The 16,477-nt window shown below is 69.8% G+C and carries 16 protein-coding genes; 7 read left to right on the top strand and 9 right to left on the bottom strand.

From position 1 onward, the window contains the following. The first annotated feature begins 315 nt into the window (after nt 1–315). Both ACZK39_RS08055 and ACZK39_RS08050 read left to right on the top strand, forming a co-directional pair. Nucleotides 316–921 (top strand): fasciclin domain-containing protein, encoded by a 606-nt coding sequence (locus ACZK39_RS08055; protein ID WP_463613019.1) that lies wholly within the window; start codon nt 316–318, stop codon nt 919–921. Between the two features lie 145 nt (nt 922–1,066). Then, nucleotides 1,067–1,414, top strand: a complete 348-nt coding sequence (locus ACZK39_RS08050; protein WP_459054711.1) for an L-rhamnose mutarotase — start codon at nt 1,067–1,069, stop codon at nt 1,412–1,414. A gap of 395 nt (nt 1,415–1,809) precedes the next feature. On the opposite strand, the gene ACZK39_RS08045 is transcribed toward ACZK39_RS08050, so the two are convergent. From ACZK39_RS08045 to ACZK39_RS08030, 4 genes are read right to left on the bottom strand one after another with little or no spacing between them, the layout of a single operon-like run. Then, nucleotides 1,810–3,102 (bottom strand): hypothetical protein, encoded by a 1,293-nt coding sequence (locus ACZK39_RS08045; RefSeq protein ID WP_463613018.1) that lies wholly within the window; start codon nt 3,100–3,102, stop codon nt 1,810–1,812. Beyond that, a complete protein-coding gene (locus ACZK39_RS08040; protein ID WP_463613079.1) occupies nt 3,102–5,603 on the bottom strand; it encodes a glycoside hydrolase family 65 protein in 2,502 nt (833 codons plus the stop codon). Before ACZK39_RS08040 ends, ACZK39_RS08045 begins: the two co-directional genes overlap by 1 nt. After that, nucleotides 5,603–6,319: an HAD family hydrolase gene (locus ACZK39_RS08035; RefSeq protein WP_182783659.1), complete on the bottom strand. Its 717-nt coding sequence runs from the start codon at nt 6,317–6,319 to the stop codon at nt 5,603–5,605. The genes ACZK39_RS08040 and ACZK39_RS08035 overlap by 1 nt, the downstream gene beginning before the upstream one ends. A gap of 9 nt (nt 6,320–6,328) precedes the next feature. After that, nucleotides 6,329–7,147 carry an Fpg/Nei family DNA glycosylase gene (locus tag ACZK39_RS08030; protein ID WP_463613017.1) on the bottom strand — a complete coding sequence of 273 codons (819 nt, stop codon included), beginning with the start codon at nt 7,145–7,147 and terminating at the stop codon, nt 6,329–6,331. A gap of 32 nt (nt 7,148–7,179) precedes the next feature. Here ACZK39_RS08030 and ACZK39_RS08025 point away from each other — a divergent pair, with 32 nt between their 5' ends. Further along, nucleotides 7,180–7,326 (top strand): hypothetical protein, encoded by a 147-nt coding sequence (locus ACZK39_RS08025; RefSeq protein WP_459054715.1) that lies wholly within the window; start codon nt 7,180–7,182, stop codon nt 7,324–7,326. Nucleotides 7,327–7,328: 2 nt separating this feature from the next. Here the strand turns inward: ACZK39_RS08025 and ACZK39_RS08020 are convergent, their stop codons facing one another. From ACZK39_RS08020 to ligA, 4 genes are all read right to left on the bottom strand, one after another. Next, nucleotides 7,329–7,526, bottom strand: coding sequence for a hypothetical protein (locus ACZK39_RS08020; RefSeq protein ID WP_459054716.1), 198 nt, complete (start codon nt 7,524–7,526; stop codon nt 7,329–7,331). A gap of 121 nt (nt 7,527–7,647) precedes the next feature. Then, nucleotides 7,648–8,040: a hypothetical protein gene (locus ACZK39_RS08015; protein ID WP_463613016.1), complete on the bottom strand. Its 393-nt coding sequence runs from the start codon at nt 8,038–8,040 to the stop codon at nt 7,648–7,650. 29 nt (nt 8,041–8,069) lie between these two features. Beyond that, nucleotides 8,070–8,516 (bottom strand): ribose-5-phosphate isomerase, encoded by a 447-nt coding sequence (locus ACZK39_RS08010; protein ID WP_459054718.1) that lies wholly within the window; start codon nt 8,514–8,516, stop codon nt 8,070–8,072. Between the two features lie 7 nt (nt 8,517–8,523). Then, nucleotides 8,524–10,626, bottom strand: coding sequence for an NAD-dependent DNA ligase LigA (gene ligA / locus ACZK39_RS08005; protein WP_463613015.1), 2,103 nt, complete (start codon nt 10,624–10,626; stop codon nt 8,524–8,526). A gap of 147 nt (nt 10,627–10,773) precedes the next feature. Here ligA and pepN point away from each other — a divergent pair, with 147 nt between their 5' ends. Further along, nucleotides 10,774–13,362 (top strand): aminopeptidase N, encoded by a 2,589-nt coding sequence (pepN, locus tag ACZK39_RS08000; RefSeq protein WP_463613014.1) that lies wholly within the window; start codon nt 10,774–10,776, stop codon nt 13,360–13,362. 67 nt (nt 13,363–13,429) lie between these two features. Here the strand turns inward: pepN and ACZK39_RS07995 are convergent, their stop codons facing one another. Next, nucleotides 13,430–13,633 carry a hypothetical protein gene (locus ACZK39_RS07995; RefSeq protein WP_182783649.1) on the bottom strand — a complete coding sequence of 68 codons (204 nt, stop codon included), beginning with the start codon at nt 13,631–13,633 and terminating at the stop codon, nt 13,430–13,432. A 93-nt stretch (nt 13,634–13,726) separates the two neighbouring features. On the opposite strand from ACZK39_RS07995, the gene pyrR reads away from it, so the two are divergent. From pyrR to ACZK39_RS07980, 3 genes are read left to right on the top strand one after another with little or no spacing between them, the layout of a single operon-like run. Then, nucleotides 13,727–14,266 (top strand): bifunctional pyr operon transcriptional regulator/uracil phosphoribosyltransferase PyrR, encoded by a 540-nt coding sequence (pyrR, locus tag ACZK39_RS07990; protein ID WP_463613013.1) that lies wholly within the window; start codon nt 13,727–13,729, stop codon nt 14,264–14,266. Further along, nucleotides 14,263–15,195 carry an aspartate carbamoyltransferase catalytic subunit gene (locus ACZK39_RS07985; RefSeq protein WP_463613012.1) on the top strand — a complete coding sequence of 311 codons (933 nt, stop codon included), beginning with the start codon at nt 14,263–14,265 and terminating at the stop codon, nt 15,193–15,195. Before pyrR ends, ACZK39_RS07985 begins: the two co-directional genes overlap by 4 nt. Further along, nucleotides 15,192–16,460 carry a dihydroorotase gene (locus ACZK39_RS07980; protein ID WP_463613011.1) on the top strand — a complete coding sequence of 423 codons (1,269 nt, stop codon included), beginning with the start codon at nt 15,192–15,194 and terminating at the stop codon, nt 16,458–16,460. Before ACZK39_RS07985 ends, ACZK39_RS07980 begins: the two co-directional genes overlap by 4 nt. Nucleotides 16,461–16,477: the final 17 nt, after the last annotated feature.

The raw sequence follows: 16,477 nt of genomic DNA, 5'->3' as shown, positions 1-16,477 counted from the left end.
GTCCAATCCAGACCTCGGTAGTACTGACCCTCAGAGAACCATCCGCGCTTGTGGAACCGTGTTTGAAAGCATCCCTGCCTGTCAGCATGGCATTGCGAAATGGCGTCCTACGCAGGTTCGAGTCCTGTCGCCCCGACCACTCAAACACCTGGTCAGCCACGTTTGGTGGCCGGTTGATCGAGCTGGGCACCCTCCACGTGCCCCCAGCCTTGAAAAAAACTTGGCGACAGGTGCATCCAAGGGCGCCACTTCATGCGAATCCATCTGTGAGAGCGAGCTGCACACGGCGGCTTCATTTCACCCCAAGGAGACACCATGAACATCAAGATCGCAGCTGCCGGAAGCGTCGCAGCACTTCTGTTCCTGTCCGGATGTGCGGGCGCCAGCGACGAGATGACCCCGGAGGCCACCACCGCTGAGACTTCCAGCGCAGCGGCCTCCCCGTCGGAGTCCATGACCGAGACGATGTCTGAGGCCCCCATGGAGGAGGCCGGCACCATTGTGGACGTGGCTGCTGGCAACCCCGACTTCGAGACCCTCGTCGCGGCGGTGACCGCGGCCGACCTCGTCGAGACGCTGTCCGGCGATGGCCCCTTCACGGTCTTCGCTCCCACCGATGAGGCTTTCGACGCGCTCCCCGAGGGCCTACTCGACGCCCTGCTGCTCCCGGAGAACAAGGACGCCCTCACCAGCATCCTGACCTACCACGTCGTGTCCGGCGAGGTGATGGCCGCTGACGTCACGGCCGGCGATGTCGAGACCGTCGAGGGCTCCACCATCGCGATCACCACCGACGGCGGCGTCATGGTCAACGACGCCAATGTCGTGACCACTGACGTCGATGCCTCCAACGGCGTCATCCACGTCATCGACAAGGTCATCGTGCCGCCGACGGTCGACGCCGCCGCGCTGCTCGGCTGACACCTGGCACACGCCACGGCAATCAGAGGGACCCGCACGCCGTGCGGGTCCCTCTGCCGCGTCCTGCGTCGCCCGGCTCCCTTGACATAAGTGGAAGCCCGTGATTCGATCGTTTCAATTCGGTCGCATCCCAGGAGGACGCCCCATGACCACCCGTCGCCGCTACTGCTTCGAACTCCACGTCCGCCCCGACCGGTTGGATGAGTACAAGGCCCGCCACGCCGCCGTTTGGCCGGACATGCTGCAGGCGCTCAAGGCGTCGGGCTGGCACAACTACTCGCTGTTCATGCGCGCAGACGGGCTGCTGATCGGCTACGTGGAATCCGACGACCTGGCGGCTGCCCAGGAGGCGATGGGCAACACCGAGGTCAACGCCCGCTGGCAGGCCGAGATGGGCGAGTTCTTCGCCGACCTCGCCGTGGCCCCCGACGAGGGCATGGTGCTGCTGGAGGAGGTCTTCAACCTCGAGGACCAACTCGGCCGCATCAGCTGACCCGGGCCAGAGGAAGTCTCGGTTACCTCAGGGAGCCTCCTATAGAGGGACGGCCAAACTCGGGCCCTGAGGGTCCCCGCTTGAGTCCCGAAGGGTCGAAAACCCGCACCCGACAGTAAAGGTGGGGGACGGCAGGGCGGCACTGCGCAGCGGTGCCCAACCCGACCACAACCCAGCTGGCATCCCGCCCCAGCAGGCCCGACCCCAACGCCGCCCTGTCGGCCCACACCCGGACCAGACCACGCCACAAGCAGGACGAGTGCGGGGAGATCGCGTGAAGGTGGCAGTCACAACCCTTCGAGACGGCACCCGCGCCTTCGGCGGCGCGCCTCCTCAGGGAACGAAAATGGACCCACGGCGTTACGCGGGCGACCCTCCTCAGAGCGGGGAGGCCGCTAGATCGACAACCAGGCCACGTCGGAGACCGACGGTTGAGTGGAGAGTTGACACAGGAGTCGGTTCTCCGCCGCCTGCGCGTAGGCGGCGAGCCGGATCCCTCGTTCGGTCTCCCCGAGCCCAGCCGCGTAAAGCTTCGCCAACGCCACATCGGCCCCGCGGAGCGGCCTCGGATCCGTGCTGATCCGCCCGAACCCGATGGCTGCGAACGCCTGCGCCCCCAGCACGTCGAAGTCCCCCACCGGCCAGGTCCCAGACCCCAGCTCGATGGGAACCAGCCCGTGCAGGGCCAGGAGCACCCCGTCGCGCCGGGACGCCCGAGCCAGAACCTCGGTGGCAGACGCCGCAGCCTCGCTCGCCACGGGAAGCCCGAGCTGCCCTGCCAGAGCGGCCGCACACGCGATCCAGGCGGTGGGCCTGTCCTGGTGCTCGCCGATCACCCTGTCGACGGCGTCGAGCAGGTCATCGGAGGCCCACGCGTCGAGCATGTGCCGGACCGCGACATAGGCCCACGCGTCGCTCCTCGGGCCGGAGGTCATCAGCTCGCCGCGCAGCACCGCAAGGTCCCGGAAGGCACCCACCTCCACCGAGGTCCGACCCCCGGGACCCCACACGCCCACCTGCACCAGACCGGGCGGGGTGACCAGCGCGAACTCGCCGTCGCTCTCCTCCATCTGGACGCCGTCGGGGACGGTGACCGTGCCGTCGGGTGCGCTGAACTCGACCGACTGCCCGAGGGGGACGTGCCGTGCCCACGGCAACCACGACGGCTCGGCGGGGACCTCGAGTTCGTCTCCGTGGTGCGCCTCGTAGGTCCATGCTGCCGACACCATCTGGCGGGGACGCACGAGCACCGACTCCTCAAGTGGGTAGGACACTCCGACCTCTTCCGACGGTGCGGACAACCCGCGCCGCTGGGTCAGCAGCCCGGGCCCGGCCGCGGACCGCAGCGCGATCTCCCCGGATGCGCCGGCCAGCCAGGAGATGGGCTCCAGGGGCCCCTCCACGCGCAGGAGGGGGCCGGGCACCGTCACCACGTCCTGGGACTGGGACTCCAGCGAGACCTCGAGGCGCATCCGCTGCCCGCTGCGCACCCGCACAGTGGCGGCCACGCCCGCCTCATGCTCGACGTCGACTCCCACCGCGTCGGCGGCGGGCCGGGGGTGGCCCCAACCGTCGTGGAATTCTACGGCCAGGCGGGTCAGCCTGCCCTCGCCGAGCAGCTCGAATCCGCGGGCGGTGGTGCGCGACTCGAACGCCTCGCGCACCGCGCCGGTCACTTCAGCAGTCATCAGTCAGAACTCGTCACTTCCTGGGGATGCGACTCGGGCACAATCGCGCGGACCACAGACCCGTCCTCGCGATTCTCGCCGAGGATAGGGGAGCTGCCCTCCATAGAGGGTAGCCGCGTGCCCTGATCCTCCAGCACGACGGTGACCGGCGAGCCGGGCTGCACCGTCACTCCCGCTCCGCGGACGGTGAGCTCGACGGCGCCGCCCTCCTCCACCTCGAATGAGATGGCCTCCGCGCTCAGGCGGACCCGGAGACGTGAGCCGCGGATCCTCAGCGGGAACGTGAGGGCCGCCCACCCTGAGGGGAGTCGCGGGTCGAACGAGATCCGGCCGTGGTGGTCACGCAGCCCCCCGAACCCGTAGACCAACGCGTTCCACACCCCTCCGGTGGACGCGATGTGCGCCCCGTCCCGGGCGTTGGAGTGGAGGTCCGCCAGGTCCACGTACAGGCCCGAGAGGAAGTACTGCATCGCCATGTCCTGGTAGCCCACCTCAGCCGCCATCACGGACTGCACCACCCCCGACAGCGTGGAGTCACCGGTGGTGATGGGGTCGTAGTACTCGAAGTCGGCACGCTTCTCCTCCGCGGTGAACTCGTCACCCTGGAGGAAGAGCGCCAGCACCACGTCGGCCTGCTTGAGGACCTGGAAGCGGTAGATGACCAGGGGGTGGTAGTTGAGCAGCAGAGGCCGCTTGTCGTCGGGTGTGTTCTGCAGGTCCCACAGCTCCGAGGAGAGGAACTTGTCGTCCTGGGGGTGGATGCCGAAGGTCTCGTCGAACGGCACCACCATCGCGTCGGCGCAGGCCGTCCACTCGTCGATCTCCGCCGGGTCGAGCCGGAGGGCGGCCGCGACGCGCCGGTAGGCGTGATCGTCGGACACCCGCATCTCCCGCATCAGGGCGGCGGCCGAGCGGAGGTTCGCCCGGGCCATCACGTTGGTGAACATGTTGTTGTTGACCACCGCCGTGTACTCGTCGGGCCCGGTCACGCCGTGGATGTGGAACCGCTGCGTGCCGTCGGACTCCGCCCTCCAGAAGCCGAGGTCCGCCCAGAGCCTGGCCGTCTCCACCATCACGGCGGCGCCGTCGCGGTACATGAACTCGGTGTCGCCGGTGAGGTCGCGGTACTTGGAGAAGGCGAAGGCAACATCCGCATCGATGTGGTACTGCGCCGTGCCCGCCGCGTAGTAGGCGGAGGCCTCCTCGCCGTTGATCGTGCGCCAGGGGTAGAGGGCGCCACGTTGTGACATCACCGCGGCCCGCTCCCTGGCCTGGGGCAGCAGATTGACCCGGAACCTCAGCGCGTTGCGCGCCACGCCGGGCGCGGTGTAGATGAGGAAGGGGACCAGGTAGATCTCCGTGTCCCAGAAGTAGTGCCCCTCGTACCCGGAGCCGGTGACTCCCTTCGCCGCGATCCCCTGCTGGTCGCTGCGCGCCGTGGCCTGGGCCAGCTGGAACAGGCACCACCGCACGGCCTGCTGGATGTGCGGCTGGCCCTCCACCTCGACGTCGGCATCGAGCCAGAACTTGTCGAGCCACTGCCGTTGCCTGTCGTAGTAGTGCTCGAAACCGTTGTCGCGCACCCGGTCCAGCGTCCGCCGGCAGCGGTCGGAGAGCTCGGCACAGGGCACCCCCCGCGATGTCTGGTACGCCACCGCCTTGCGCACCCGCACCGGGACCCCCTCGGCGGCCTCCACGCGGAACACCTGCTTGCCGACGTCGTCCTCCGTCGACGACAAGATCTCCACCGGGTTCTCCGTGTCGACGTAATGATCGGCCCCCACCGCGATGGTCATCCCGGAGCGGCTGGTCTGGTAGGCCAACAACATGCGCTGCCCCCGGTACCAGTGCAGTTCGGGCTGCAGCACGCGCCCGTTGATCGACGAGGAGCGCCGCGGATCCCAGGATTCGCCGCCCGCGTCCGGACGGCGGTAGTCGGTGTAGCCGTCCTGCCTGTTGACAATGAGCGAGGTGACCACGACGGGGGCGCCGCCACCCGACAGCACGGTCACCTCGATCTCCATGAGGGCCAGATGCCGGTCCGTGAACGAGACCATGCGCGAGCTGCGGACCCGCACGCGCTTACCGGCGGGGGTGCGCCAGATGAGCGTCCGGGTGAGCCGTCCGCTGCGGAAGTCCAGGGAACGCTCGTAGTCGTCGAGGTCCGCCACGGACAGCACTAGCGGTTCGTCGTCGACGTAGATCTTCATCAGCTTCGCGTCCGGCACGTTGATGATGGTCTGGCCTGTGTGCGCGAACCCGAACGCCTCCTCGGCGTGCTTGATCGGCCACGTCTCGTGGAACCCGTTGATGAAGGTCCCGTGGGCGTAGCTGGGGCGGCCCTCCTCGGGGTTGCCGCGCATCCCCAGGTAGCCGTTGCCGACGGCGAACAGTGTCTCGGTGACGCCGACGTCGGCGGTGTCCGGCTCCACCTCAACCAGCCGCCACTCGTCGATCGGGAACCGCATCCGGTTGAGCGGGTCAGCCGCGATCTCGCGGATCATCGCGACACCAGGCTTCCGAGGTCGGTCACGACGAGGTGCGCCCCGGCAGCCAGCAGGGCTTCTTCGCCCACGCCGCGATCGACCCCGATCACCAGCCCGAAGTGGCCGGCCGCGCCAGCCGCGACACCCGAGATCGCGTCCTCGATCACCACGGATTCGCTGGCCAGGGCGCCGAGTAGCGCGGCGGCGCGGATGAAGGTGTCCGGCGCAGGCTTCCCCGGCAGCGATTCGTCGTGGGCGAGGTTGCCGTCGACGATGACCGGGAAGTACTTCAGCAGGCCTGAGGCGGTGAGTACCAGGTGAGCGTTCTTCGACGACGAGACGACCGCCAGCCTGTGGTGGCTGGCTGCCAGCTCCTCGATCAGCCTGACCGAGCCGGGGTAGGCGGCCACGCCGTCGCGTTCGATGACCGCGGTCACCGTGTCGTTCTTGCGGTTTCCGAGTCCGCACACCGTGGTCAGGGCGGGATCGTCGTCGGGGCTGCCTTCCGGGATGGTGAGGCCGCGCGAGGCGAGGAGGTCGCGGACGCCGTCGTAGCGCGGCTTTCCGTCGACGTAGTTGAAGTAGTCCAACTCGGTGTAGGGGGCCTGCCCGGGGATCTCCGCGAGGAAGCCGTTGAACATCTCATCCCAAGCCTGCATGTGGACCTGTGCGGTGGGGGTGATGACCCCGTCGAGGTCGAACAGCACGGCCGCGTATGCGCTCCAGTCCATCGTCTGAGACTAGTGCGCAGCGGGAGCCCTTCGTCGGCGTTGACAGCGAGAGCACCAGTAGAGATTTCGGCCCTCGAGCACGGTGGTGCGGATCTCGGTACCGCAGACCAGGCAGGGCTGACCGGCGCGGCGGTACACGTAGACCTCGCCGCCGTGCCTGTCGACGCGTGGGTCGCGGCCCTGCGCCTGCGGCCCGTGCTCGTCGCGCACCGTGTCGATGCGCCCCTGCTGCACGGCGTAGCCCATCAACCCCACGAGGTCGTCCCAGAGCGCGCTCCAGGTGCGCTCGTCGATGCGGTTTCCGGGCACGGTGGGATTCAGCCGGTGCCGGTACAGCACCTCGGCGCGGAAGATGTTGCCCACGCCGGCCGCCACCCGCTGGTCCATCAGGAGGGCGGCGATGGACTTGCCCGAGCGCCGCAGCCGCTCGTAGCCCTTGGCCGGATCCGCGTCCGAGCGCAGCGGGTCCGGTCCGCTGGCCTCGACCACGGCGTCCCGTTCGGCCGGGGTGAGGGTCCGGCACCATTGGGGGCCGCGGAGATCGGCCGCGGTGACGCCGTCGTCGATCCGGAGCCGGACCTGGCCGCGCGGGGGCGCAAGCGGTTCGAGGGTGAGCTTGCCGATGAGGCCCAGGTGGATGTGGACGACGTCGCCGGTGGAGAAGTCGATGAACAGGTGCTTGCCCACCGCCTCGCCTCGCTCGATCTCCGCGCCGTCGAGCGGGGCAGCCTCGAATCGTCCCTGGGGCGAGGTGACGTTGACCGGCCGGCCGCCGAAGGTGTCGGTCAGCGCGTGGGCGAGGCGGTGGATGACGTGTCCCTCGGGCATCGGCCCAGCCTAGCCGGGCGTAGCATGTGCCCATGAGCGAGGAACAGCGCCGCGAGTTCGGCCGCGACGGCATCTCGGGCCTGGTGGATCACCACCGCGCCCTGCGTGCCCGTCTGCTCCCGCCGCCGAAGCGCCCGCGCGGCGAGACCCCATCCCGGAGCGCCCCGCACCCCAAGTGAGCCTACGGTGCGATCGGCCTGCCAGCGCGGCGCGCCCGATCGAACACCATCTGGGCAGCGAACAGACTCTCGTCCGCTCCGCCATAGCCGATGTCGGCCTCTGAGAACAGCCTGTCGTGAATCCTTGCCGCCTGTTCCGGGCTAGTGATCCCGGAGAGACGGAAGAGCACGTCCAGGTCCTCCATGTCCCTGCTGCGCATGGCCCGGAGCTTCATGGCGATGAGGTGCTCGGGTGAGGCATGCTCGCCGTGACTCCCCGGTCCTGCAGGCGGGCGCCGACCTGCCGCAGCAGGTCCAGCACGGCCTCACGATCCAGGGTGTTCATGCGCTCGTCAGGTCTCGCTCGTCGATGAAGATCCCCAGGCGGCGGAACTCGGCGGGCGTGTGGGCCATCGCGTTGTACTGCTGAGACGGGCTGATCCGGGTCGGCCACCAGAAGACGTTGAGGGGTTCCTTGACGGTCCATTCAGGGGCCTGCCGCCCCAGCCCATGGAGGCGGTAACGGACGGCGGCTGCGAGAAGCGCGTCCCACCGCTGGTCGCCAGTCGACGGTGGCGGCTCCAGCACGTGACTCAACAGCCCCGCCTCGGCCGCGGCCGGGAGGCGGTTGACACCGTCCATGACGAGTCGGTGGGCCATGTCGACGTCCCCCAGAGCAAGCTCGCGGGAAACCGCGTCGGCGACCTCCGCCATGGTGGGCCAGGCGCGTGACATGAAACACCTCCTCCAGCCAGTAGAGCGCGTCAGCGTGCCTCGAACGCCGACAGCTGATCGATCCGACGCTGGTGGCGCTCATCGCCGCTGAACGGCGTGGCCAGGAACGTGGCGACGATCTCGTAGCCCGCCTCCAGGCTCTGCATCCGTCCGCCCAGGGCGATGATGTTGGCGTCGTTGTGCTCGCGGGTCAGGCGTGCCAGCTCGACGTTGTTGGCAAGCGCCGCCCGGATCCCCTTCACCTTGTTCGCGGCCATCTGCTCCCCGTTGCCGGATCCGCCCAGCACGATGCCCAGCGAGCCCGGCTCGGCCGCCACCGCCTCGGCACAGGGGATGATCAGCGGCGGGTAGTCGTCGAGCGCTTCATAGGTGTGCGCGCCGTGGTCGACGACGTCGTGGCCGTCCTCCCGCAGCCGTTCGACGAGGTAGTTCTTCAGCTCGAACGCTGCATGGTCAGTGGCAATGTGGACTCGCATGGGGCAACTATTCCACCCCGGCCGGGCCCTCGGCCAAGAGGGTGACGAACCCGGACTCGTCGAGGATCCGCAGCCCCAACTGCTCGGCCTTGGTGGCCTTGGAGCCGGCGTTCTCCCCCACCACCACGAAGTCGGTGTTCTTGCTGACGGAGCCAGACGCCTTGCCGCCCCTCGCCAGAATTGCTTCCTTGGCGCCGTCGCGGGTGAAGCCCTCCAGTCCACCGGTCACCACCACCGTGAGCCCCTCGAGCGTGCGCGGCGCTGAGTCGTCCACCTCGTCGGCCATCCGGACCCCGGCCGCGGCCCACGCTTCGACGATGTCGCGGTGCCAGTCCACCTCGAACCAGTCGACGATGGCCTCGGCGATCACCTGGCCCACGCCGTCGGCGGAGGCCAGCTCCTCGACGCTGGCGGCGCGAATGGCCTCCATCGAGCCGAAGCGCCCGGCCAGCGACCGGGCGGCGGTCGGGCCGACGTGGCGGATGGACAGCGCGACGAGCACCCGCCACAGCGGCTGGGTCTTGACCGCCTCGAGGTTGGCCAGCAGCTTCTCTCCCTGGGCGGACAGCACGCGGGAGTCGCGGACGCCGGTGGCCGGAGGGTCCGTCAGCTCCGCAGCCTTGGCCTGTCGCGTGTACAGGTCCGTGCGGAGCAGGTCCTCGGCAGTGAGCGTGAACAGCGCCCCCTCGTCGGCGATCAGCCCGCTGGCCAGCAGCGCTCCGGCGCCCTCCCAGCCGAGGGCCTCGATGTCGAACGCGCCCCGGCCGGCAAGGGCGAAGAGCCGTTCGCGGAGCTGGCTGGGGCAGCTGCGGGCGTTGGGGCACCTGATGTCCTTGTCGCCCTCCTTTTCGGGCCGCAGCTCGGCGCCGCAGGACGGACAGCGCGTGGGCATCACGAACGGGCGCTCGGTGCCGTCGCGCAGCGCTACCACGGGCGCCACGATCTCGGGAATGACGTCGCCGGCCTTGCGGAGGACGACGGTGTCGCCGATGAGCACGCCCTTGCGGGCCACCTCGTGGGCGTTGTGCAGGGTGGCCATCTCGACGGTGGAGCCACTAACGAACACGGGCTCCATCACGCCGTAGGGCGTAACGCGGCCGGTGCGGCCCACGTTGACCCGGATGTCCAGCAGCTTCGTGTTGACCTCCTCCGGCGGGTACTTGTAGGCGATGGCCCACCGTGGGGCTCGCGACGTGGACCCCAGCCGGTCCTGCTCGGCCAGGTCGTCGACCTTGACGACGATGCCGTCGATCTCGTGACTGAGGTCGTGGCGGTGCTCGCCGTGGTGCTTCACGAACCCGGCCACCTCGTCGGGCGAGGAGACCACCACGAACGTGTCCGGCACGGGCAGGCCCCACTCCCGCATTCGCGCATAGGCCTCACTCTGCCGGCTGAACTCGGCCCCCTCGACGGCGCCGATGCCGTGGACCAGCATCCGCAGCGGCCGCGACCCCGTGACGGCCGGGTTCTTCTGCCGTAGCGACCCGGCGGCGGCGTTGCGGGGGTTCGCGAACGGGGCCTTGCCCGCCTCGACGAGGCTCTCGTTGAGCGCCTCGAAGCCGGCCACCGGGAAGAACACCTCGCCGCGTACCTCGAGCACGGCCGGGGCATCCCCCGACAGTCGGTGCGGGACGCCGTCGAGTGTGAGGACGTTGGGCGTCACGTCCTCCCCCACCCGCCCGTCGCCGCGGGTGGCCGCGACACTCAGCCGCCCGTCGAGGTACAGCAGGTTGACCGCCAGTCCGTCGATCTTGAGCTCGCACAGATAACTCTCGGCGGGGGTCCTGGCCAGCCAGGCCGCGAGTTCCTCGTCCGAGAAGACGTTGTCCAGGCTCATGAGCCGGCGCCGGTGCTCCACCGGCTTGAAGTCCGTGACCTGAGCTGCACCGACACGCTGCGTGACGGAGTCGGGCGTCACCAACGACGGGTGCTCCGCCTCCAGAGCCTCGAGATCGCGCATCGCCGAGTCGTACTCGGCATCGGAGAGGGTGGGTGCCGCGGCGCCGTAATAGGCCTCCTGCGCCTCCGCGAGCATCTGGTTCAGCTCGGTCCAGCGCCTGCGCAGATCAGGGGACGTCACCCCCGATTCGGCCTCGTTGTGCTCGGTCATGGGGCCATGGTTCCACACCCTCCCAGCGCACCGCCGTGCGATTCGAAGCCCGAAATCCCACGCCACGGCGCAAACGCCCACCAGAATGGGCGGGAGACGCGCCCGGCCGGGCCCGGGCGTCGACGAGTTGACGAGTAGGAGCACCAGATGGCAACGGCGAACATCACCCGCGACGAGGCGATCGCGCGCTCAAGCGTGATCGCGACGGAGGCCTACCGGGTCACCGTGGATCTCACGGGCCGCGAGGTCGCGGAGCCGGAGCGGGTCTTCCTCTCCACGACCGAGCTTTCACTCGCGGCACAGGGCGGGGAGACCCACCTGGACCTCATCGCCGACGAGGTGCGCGAGGCCACGCTCGACGGCGAGCCCTTCGACACCTCCGGCTACGACGGCTACCGCCTCCCGCTGCCGCACCTCGAGGAGGGCCCCCACGAGGTGGTCGTCGTCGCGGTGTGCCGCTACTCCAATTCCGGCGAGGGCCTCCACCGCTTCATCGACCCGGCCGACGGGCGCACGTACCTGTACACGCAGTTCGAGGCAGCGGACGCGCGGCGCATGTACGCCACCGCCGAGCAGCCGGACCAGAAGGCCACCTTCCAGCTCACGGTGCTGGCCCCCGTCGAGTGGTTGGTGTTCACCAACGCGCCGAGCGTGGCGCCCGCGGACATCGGCGACGGCTTCGGCCGCTTCGAGCACGACGCGACACCGCGGATCTCCACCTACATCACCGCCCTGGTGGCCGGCGACTTCCATGTGCAGCGCGGCGTGATCGCCTCCGCCGCGGGCGAGGTGCCGGCCTCCGTGGCCTGCCGTCAGTCCCTGGCCCAGTACCTGGACTTCGACAGGATCCTCACCACCACGCAGCGCGGTTTCGAGGTGTTCGAGAACGCCTTCGGCGTGGCCTACCCGTTCGGCACCTACGACCAGATCTTCGTGCCCGAGTTCAACGCCGGCGCGATGGAGAACGCGGGCTGCGTCACGTTCCGCGACGAGTACCTGTTCCGCTCCCGCGTCACCAGCCGCGAGCTGGACGCCCGCGACAACACCATCCTCCACGAGCTGGCCCACATGTGGTTCGGCGATCTGGTCACCATGCGGTGGTGGGACGACCTGTGGCTCAACGAGTCGTTCGCCGAGTGGGCCTCCCACTTCGCCAACGCGGAGATCGCCACCGCCTTCGGCACCGGCGCCGACCCGTGGGCCTCCTTCAGCAACGAGCGCAAGGCGTGGGCCTACCTCCAGGACCAGCTGTCCACCACGCACCCGATCGCGGCGGACATGTCGGACCTGGAGAAGGTGGAGCAGAACTTCGACGGCATCACCTACGCCAAGGGCGCCTCCGTCCTCAAGCTGCTGGTCTCGCTGGTGGGGAGCGACGCCTTCCTCGCGGGCGTCACGCAGTACTTCCGCAAGCACGCGTACGGCAACACCGAGCTCGCCGACCTGCTCGAGGAGCTGGAGGAGGCCTCCGGCCGCGACCTCTCCTGGTTCTCGGCGCAATGGCTGGAAACCTCGGGGGTCAACACCCTGGCGGCGGACTTCGACGTGGACGACGAGGGCCGCTTCACGCGCTTCGCGGTGACCCAGAGCGCGCACCCGGGGTGGCCCACGCTCCGCACGCACAGGCTGGGCGTCGGGCTGTATTCGCTGGCCGACGGCGCCCTCACCAGAGGCCACTACGCCGAGGTGGACATCTCCGGGGAGCGCACCGAGCTGCCTGAGCTCGTCGGCGTGGAGAGGGGGGACGTCGTCCTCCTCAACGACGGAGACCTCACCTACGCCAAGGTGCGCCTCGATGAGGCGTCCGCGGCCACACTGGTGGAGCACATCGGCGAGCTGGCGGACCCGTTGGCCAGGGCCGTCGCCTTCACCTCGTTCTGGGAGATGACCCGCGACGCGGAGCTGCGCCCTCAGGATTACGTGCAGTTGGCGCTGGCGGGGCTGCCGAGCGAACACGACATGGCAGCGGTCTCCACGCTGCTCGGCCAGGCCGTCACCGCGTCGCTGTCGTTCACGGCGCCCGAACTGCGCGACGACGCCAACGTCAAGCTGGTGGCCGGCCTTGCGCGGCTCCTCAAGGGTGCGCCGGCCGGCTCCGACGAGCAGGTGCTCATCGCCAAGGCGCTCATCGCCAGCATCCGGGCCGACGCCGGGGTGGCGCTGCTCAAGGGCTGGCTCGTCGACGAGGAGGTCCCGGAGGGGCTGGCCATCGACACGGCGATGCGGTGGGCCATCACGTCGGCGCTGGCCAAGCTGGGCGCCATCGGCGAGGACGAGATCGCGGCCGAGCTCGAGCGGGACAAGACCTCCGCGGGCGCCGAACAGGCCGCCGGGGCGGGCGCGTCGCTGCCCACCGTCGAGGCGAAGATGGAGGCGTGGACGCGCGCCACCGACGACCCCTCGATCCCGAACGAGACCCACCGCGCGCTGTGCATGGGCTTCTGGCGGTACGGCCAGGACGACGTGCTTGAGCCCTACCCGGCCGCGTACCTGGACCTGTTGGGGAAGATCTCGCGCCGCGAGGGCACCTGGGCGGATCGCGGGTACGCCACCATCGGCACCGCGCTGCGCTGGTTGTTCCCGACGCCGCTGGTCGACGATGGGCTGGTGGCCACCGTCGACGCGTGGCTGGTGGACAACGAGCCGAGCGAACAGGTCCGGCGAGCGGTCACCGAGCGGCTGGACGAGGCCAAGCGGGCGCTGCGCGCGCAGGCCAGAAGCCGCGCCGACGCGTGACCTGAGGAAGCGACGACGGAGGGGCGGACCATCAGCGGTCCGCCCCTCCGTCGTCGTGTGAGGGTGATCAGAGCTTGCGCACGGGCTCCAACTCGGCGGCGCGCGCATGCTCCTCGCGCTGCCTGCGGGCGAGCTTCGGACCGAAGGCCAGCAGAGTGACGATGGCACCGAAGGCCAAGGGGAGGATCACGGTCAGCATGAGCAGCGTCAGATCAGACGCCGGCTCCGGCTGGGGCCAGCCTGGGAGGACCTCAAGGGGGAGCAGAATCATGGGGGCACTCTAGCCGAAGACCGTCCACCGGGACAGGCATCCAGCTCGGGCCGCGGGCGCCGTGCGATAGATTTTCCCCGACCAGGAGGTGCGATGGAACAGGCCCCGCGAACGGTGATGACCGCCGACGACATGTCCTACGCGATGACCCGGATGACCCACGAGATCCTGGAGCGCAACCACGGAGCCGACGGGGTGATCCTGCTCGGCATCCTCACCCGCGGCGCCCCCCTGGCCGAGCGGCTGGCCTCGATCGCGGCGTCTCAGGGGCACCAACTTCCGGTCGGCAGGCTGGACATCACCATGTACCGCGACGACCTCCGCGCGCAGCCCACCCGCCCCGTCGGCCGCACCGTGTTGCCGGGGAGCATCGACGGGAAGGTGGTGGTGCTCGTCGACGACGTGCTCTACTCCGGCCGCACCGTCCAGGCGGCGCTGCACGCGCTGGCCGACCTCGGACGCCCGCGCGCCATCCAACTTGTCACGCTCGTGGACCGCGGCCTGCGCGAGCTCCCCATCCAGGCCGACGTGGTGGGCAAGCACCTGCCGACGGCCCGCGACGAGCGCGTGCGCGTCACGCTGAGCGAGATCGACGGCGACGACCTCGTGACCATCGAACGGACGGCCCAGTGAAGCACCTTCTCAGCATCGCCGACCTCAGCGTCGAGGAGATCACCTCCATCCTTGATCTGGCCGTGGAGATGCACGACGTGCAGTCCCGGCCCATCAAGAAGCTCCCCGCGCTCCGGGGCCGCACCGTCGTCAACCTGTTCTTCGAGGATTCCACCCGCACCCGCTCGTCGTTCGAGCTGGCCGCCAAGTGGCTCTCGGCAGACGCCATCAACGTCTCCGCCAAAGGCTCATCGGTGTCCAAGGGCGAGTCCATGCGTGACACCCTGCTCACCCTCGACGCCCTCGGCGTGGACGCCATCGTCATGCGGCACGCCGGGTCCGGCGCGGTGCGGCAGGCGGCGGGGTGGGTGCGCGCGTCGATGATCAACGCCGGCGACGGCATGCACGAGCACCCCACCCAGGCGCTGCTCGACGCGCACGCGGTGCGCCGGCATTTCGCCCTGCACGGGCTGGGTGAGGTCGCGGGCAAGCGTGTGGCCATCACCGGCGACCTGCTCCACTCGCGGGTGGTCCGCTCCAACGTGCTGCTGTGGGCGAAGCTGGGCGCCTCCGTCGTGCTGGTGGCGCCGCCCACGCTGATGCCGCCGGGCGTGGAGAACTGGGGCGTCGAGGTGAGCCACGAGCTTGACCCGGTGCTTCCCGGGGCGGACGTGGTGATGATGCTTCGCGTGCAACGCGAGCGGATGGGCGGCGGCTTCTTCCCCTCCGAGCGCGAGTACATCGACGGCTACGGGCTCACGCCCCGACGGCTGGCCATGCTCAAGGACGGCGCCTGCATCGCGCACCCGGGGCCGATGAACCGCGGCCTCGAGATCTCGTCGGCGGCAGCCGACTCGGCACGCTCCATCATCCTGGACCAGGTCTCGTCCGGGGTCGCGGTGCGGATGAGCGTGCTCTACCACCTGCTCGCTGGAGAGGAACAGTCATGACGGCAACAGTGCTCCGCGGGGTGCAGCTCCCCGACGGCACCCGCACGGACCTGGTGATGGAGGACGGCGTGTTCGTCGACTCCCCCACCGGGGAGGCCACCGTCGTCGACTGCGACGGCCTGATCGCCCTGCCCGGCCTGGTGGACGTGCACACGCATCTGCGCGAGCCCGGCCGGGAGGACGCGGAAACCGTGGCCAGCGGTGCGCGGGCCGCGGCAAGGGGAGGATTCACCGCGGTCCTGGCGATGGCCAACACGCAGCCGGTGACGGACACGGCCGAGAAGGCCGAGCACGTGCACGACCTCGGTGTCGCGGCGGGCCTCGTCGACGTGCAGGTCATCGGCGCGATCTCGAAGGGCCTGCGCGGCGAGGAGCTCGCCGAGCTGGGGCTGATGAACCGCTCCCGGGCCAAGGTCACGGTGTTCTCCGACGACGGCATGTGCATCCAGAACGCGGCGCTGATGCGTCGGGCCCTGGAGTGGGTCAAGCCGTTCGGCGGCGTGATCGCCCAGCACTCGCAGGAATCCAACCTCGCCGGGCCCGGCGCCTGCTGCCACGAGGGCGAGATCTCCGGGCGGCTCGGGCTGGGCGGCTGGCCGCCGGTGGCCGAGGCCACCATCATCGCGCGCGACGCGATGCTGGCGGAGGCGACAGGGTCGCGGCTGCACGTGTGCCACATCACCTCGGCCGAGGGCGTGGAGGTGGTGCGCTGGGCCAAGGCCCGCGGCATCGACGTGACCGCCGAGGTGACCCCGCACCACCTGCTGCTGGGCACCGAGGAGCTCGAGGGCTACGACACGGTCTACAAGGTCAATCCCCCGCTGCGGACCCCCGAGCACATCGAGTCGCTCCGCGCCGCGCTGGCGGACGGCACCATCGACGTGGTGGGCACGGACCACGCCCCGCACGCCCCTCAGGACAAGGATCACGCCTTCGTCGACGCGAAGCCGGGGATGATCGGGCTGGAGCAGGCGCTCTCGGTGGTGATCGAGACGATGGTGCTCCCGGGCCGCCTGGACTGGGCGGGGGTCGCGGAGCGGATGAGCCACACGCCCGCGAGCGTCGCGCGCCTCGACGGGCAGGGCAGGCCCCTTGCCGTGGGCGAGCCGGCCAACGTCGTGCTCGTGCACCCCACCCGCCGCGCGCCGGTGGACCGCGACGCGTCCGCGTCGCTCAGCCGCAACAACCCGTACCACGGCCGCGATCTCCCCGACCCCGTCGAGGCCACCTACCTGCGCGGCCGGGAGATCTATCGGCGGGACTAGGTCTGAGGACTGGCCCC

Source organism: Tessaracoccus luoxuelianae, from assembly GCF_055326245.1.
This window is presented reverse-complemented; position numbering and strand designations above follow the sequence as displayed.